A 4,045-nucleotide genomic window follows, 5' to 3' on the forward strand; every position below is an offset into this window, starting at 1 on the left:
TTGTAGATTTTTTGATAGTATTTGCGAGAACCCAAACCCTAGTGAATACGAATTTCTATTCTTATTCTTTATCTCTGTAAACAAAGGATTGTAATTGCTTTCACCTACAATAACATTACCTATAAACAAGCCATTAGAAAGTCCGTTCCCCCCTTGAACAAAAGGCCTAAGTTCTGATGGGTATAATAATTTCCACGAATCTAAATACACATTTGCATTTATATTTACTTCGGTATTTTTCTCATTAAACAATTTGGTGTAAGACCCGCCAAACCCTAATGAGAAATAATCGTACTCGTTGGAGGCTGAAATTTTAGCTGAAACGATATCGTTTCTACTATCCGAACTGTGGCTGTAATTCCCTGTGAAATTTAACCAAGTATCTGCTTTAGACGCACCAGAACTTGCTACAAAAGGATCTGCGGCATTTCCTCCGTCAAAAGGGTTTACATTGCTAGAAGAAGCCGATGTATATGCAGAGATTCCTGCATCTATAGTAAGTACATCATCCTCATTTAATGGAATGGCAATTACAAAAGCCCCTGTTACATCTGTTAATTCCTCTGTGCCAATTCCGCCACTTACGGCAGCATTATCGCCATCTTGCGAATAATAACTAGATAAAAAATCTATTTCTACTGTTTCTAAAACACGTTTTTTATATGCCTTAGTAGAATCTTGATTTTGTGTCTGTGCTCCCCCTAAAGCAGTAATCAAAAAAGAGACTACTACTATTATTATATTTTTTTTACTGTCCATTTCTGAATTTTCTTTTTAATTACAGCCACAGCCACCACCTGTTTTACCTCCATTTGCTCCTACTGCCGCTTCTCTATAAGAATGAAACGTGCTAATATTACGATCCGATTTTTTATCGGACAATACCATATCTGGATCGTTCAGTTTTACTTTTTCATATTCTTTAACTACAACGCAAGAATTAAAACATAGGGCTATGCTAAATATTATTGTAAAACATTTTTTCATAAGACATCTATTTTTATATTTTTAGAAATATTGAGCGTACCGTTATCATCTACAATTACACATTCTACATTAGGCAACTGGTTTATCCTATTTAATCCTACTTCTTTACCCATTACAAAAACGGAAGTCGCCAATGCATCTGCCAGCTCTGCTTTTGGAGCAAATACAGTTACACTTAAAATACCACTAGACGGGTAGCCTGTTCTAGGGTCTATAATATGGGAATAACGTTTACCATTAAAAGTTACATGCTTTTCATAGTTACCAGAAGTAACTACGGCTCCATTGGTAATTGGTAATAAACCAAATGCTTTGTTTTTATTTAAAGGATTGGTAATTGCTATCATCCATTCTTTTCCATTGGGTTGTTTTCCCCAAGTATTCATATCTCCAGAGGCATTTATTATACCCGCGGTAACTCCTTCTTTTGCCAGTAATGCTTTAGCCATATCTGCAGCATAGCCCTTACCTATAGCACCAAAGCCAATTTTCATTCCTTTTACCTTTAAAAAAACAGTAGTTTTATCTTTGTTTAAGATAATGTTTTTATAACCTACTTTAGATACCGATGCTTTTATTTCTTTTTCGGATGGCATCTGGCTCATAGAACCATCAAACTTCCAAATTTTATCCATGGATGCATAAGAAATATCAAAAGCTCCGTCTGTAAGCTTACTTATTTTTAGAGCCCGTTCTATGAACTGAAAAAGTTCTTTATCAACTCTAACAGGAACAACCCCTGCATTTTTATTAATTAAAGATGTTTGCGAATTTTTATCCCAAGAGGATATGAGCTTTTCTATTCTTTCTATTTCGTTAATTGCCAATTGAATATATTCATTTGCCTTAACCGAATCTTCAGCTATAACAGTAATATCAAAAGAGCTCCCCATAAGTATTAAATTTTGCTTATACGGTCTTTGTGCAACCATAAGGAACACATAAAAGAAAGCCCAAAAAGTAGTAATTATTCTTAACAAAATTAGCCTTTAAAAGATTCTAATAGGTCTATATATTTAGTTGGAGCTAATTTTTTATAGCTCGTCTGCCCCAGTACTTTTCCAGATGTATTTAAAACTACAACAAAAGGAAAATAACCCTTGGGGTTATACTGTTCTGCTAATTTTTTATTTTTTATGGTTTGCTCTTGGGGGAGTGCGTTTCTCTTTCTTTTAGGAAAATCTGCTTGCAGCATAACAAAATGTTCTGCTGCATAACTCTTAAACTCTTCAGTACTCCAAATTTCTTTATCTAGCTTAATACATGGCGCACACCAATCTGATCCCTGAAAGACTAAGATTATTAACTTATTATTATCCTGCGCTAACTCCTTAGCAGTAGTCATATCTATTTGCCAATCTTGTGCAGCAACGGTTAGGTTCACAAACAGAACTAAACTTAAGCAAATTATTATATTCTTCATTCCCTATATTTTATGTATTCTTTACAAATACCACACCACAAGCGTGTAAATTAAATAAGTGTATGGAATTTACAACTTTGTCGTCTTACAATTGTACTACTTACATACAAAAATAAGAAGGCTATTGTATTTAACTAATGTTTATCAATAAGCTTGCTTAGAAAAAAGGAGGAAGAAATTTTTAGATACTACTAATTCGTTAGACTCCGAGTTATTGGTTAATTCCGAATAGAGCGCCATTTATAAGAGAAGGCTGCTGTTCTATCTTAGGTAAATCTACACAAAAAACAGATCCTATAAACATATTATCCTCTCTTGTACTTGACTGATTAAGAGAGTTATTGCTCCTTATTTCTTCCATTTTACTGTATTTTACAGACATTACTTTTATATTTAAATGTTCAAAAAAAAGGGCCTTTAAAAAAGGCCCTTACTACTAACTAAAAATATCAAAATACTTTACTCGATACCTAAATTTATGTACTCTGACTTCTTAGTTAATCCTAGATAAATTAATGGTTAGTGTTCGCATCGCCTTATCCTAATTATTATATTCTACTTTTAAATCTATCTTTATTCTTTTCTTTCCTAAACTGCCTTTTAAAATCATATACCAAAACTGGTATAACCAGATATAAAGCAATAAAAAAAACAATTACACTTATAATAAAAAGAATTTCCGATAAATAAGGTAAATCTGCCATCTTCGTTACCGCCTAATATCTATTTTTTATTCCGTGATTAGTAAATAATAAAGACATCTATCTCGCCTTATTTATTCTTTCGTTGCTCAAAAATAGGATGTAGTTCTTTGTATTGGGAAGATTTTCCCCTCGCATTTTAAAACATCGACAAAATACTAAAATCATCGATAAAATGCATTATTCGTAAGAAAAAGACTTCATTTTAACTTTAAAGGTTCGCTATTTTAAATGTCTTAGTATTGTTTCTAAAAGATTTTCTGTATCAAAAGGCTTGCTTATTACAGCATTCATACCGTCTTTTATATAGTCTTTTTCTTGGCTATTAAAAACGTTTGCTGTTAAACCTATTATTGGAATTTTACTGATTGTATCCATGGGAAAACCTCTAATAAGTCTTGCTACATGATTTCCTAATACATTAGGAAGATTAACATCCATTAAAATAAGGTCATAGTTATTATTCATAACCTCTTGCAAAACCTTAGAGCCATCATTTATTAAGTCGATATAAAAACAATCGGTATTCATTAATATTTTAAAAAGCACGGTTTGCACCTGCTCATCATCTTCCACGATAAGTAATTTAAATCTTTTTATGTTTTTAGATTTAATTGCACTTAATAATTCTTTATCAATATTTTTTGCAACTGTAGTACTCTTCACTTTTAAAGGAACTTTAAAAGTAATATCGAAAAAGAACTTTGTTCCTTTATGTAATTTAGATTCTACTTTAATTTGACTATGCATCTTCCGTAATAGTCCATAAACAATAGCAAGACCGAGTCCTGAACCTTCTGTTTTACCATCATTTTTTAGTTGTTTAAAACTTTCAAAAATACTTTCTTGGTCCGCTTTTGGAATACCAATTCCTGTATCTTCTACCAAAAATCTTATGCTGGCTTTGCTTGCTCTTTTTTGATTAAGCTCTATA

6 protein-coding genes are annotated in these 4,045 nt (G+C 32.1%); all 6 read right to left on the reverse strand.

The window, feature by feature from the left end:
- On the reverse strand, positions 1–759 hold a 759-nt coding region (locus QZZ51_RS16280), incomplete at its 3' end, for a DUF3570 domain-containing protein (protein WP_291871611.1).
- 15 nt (positions 760–774) lie between these two features.
- Positions 775–987, reverse strand: coding sequence for a DUF4266 domain-containing protein (locus QZZ51_RS16285; protein ID WP_291871613.1), 213 nt, complete (start codon positions 985–987; stop codon positions 775–777).
- On the reverse strand, positions 984–1,919 hold the full coding sequence (locus QZZ51_RS16290) for an FAD:protein FMN transferase (protein ID WP_291871621.1): 936 nt from the start codon (positions 1,917–1,919) through the stop codon (positions 984–986). The genes QZZ51_RS16285 and QZZ51_RS16290 overlap by 4 nt, the downstream gene beginning before the upstream one ends.
- A gap of 50 nt (positions 1,920–1,969) precedes the next feature.
- A complete protein-coding gene (locus QZZ51_RS16295) occupies positions 1,970–2,410 on the reverse strand; it encodes a thioredoxin family protein (protein WP_291871615.1) in 441 nt (146 codons plus the stop codon).
- Positions 2,411–2,621: 211 nt separating this feature from the next.
- Positions 2,622–2,792, reverse strand: a complete 171-nt coding sequence (locus tag QZZ51_RS16300) for a hypothetical protein (protein ID WP_291871617.1) — start codon at positions 2,790–2,792, stop codon at positions 2,622–2,624.
- Positions 2,793–3,333: 541 nt separating this feature from the next.
- Positions 3,334–4,045 (reverse strand): response regulator (locus QZZ51_RS16305; RefSeq protein WP_291871619.1); only part of this gene is annotated, 712 nt, incomplete at its 5' end.

The sequence above is a fragment of the Maribacter sp. genome (genome assembly GCF_016744255.1).
In the GTDB taxonomy this organism is placed as follows: Bacteria; Bacteroidota; Bacteroidia; order Flavobacteriales; family Flavobacteriaceae; genus Maribacter_B.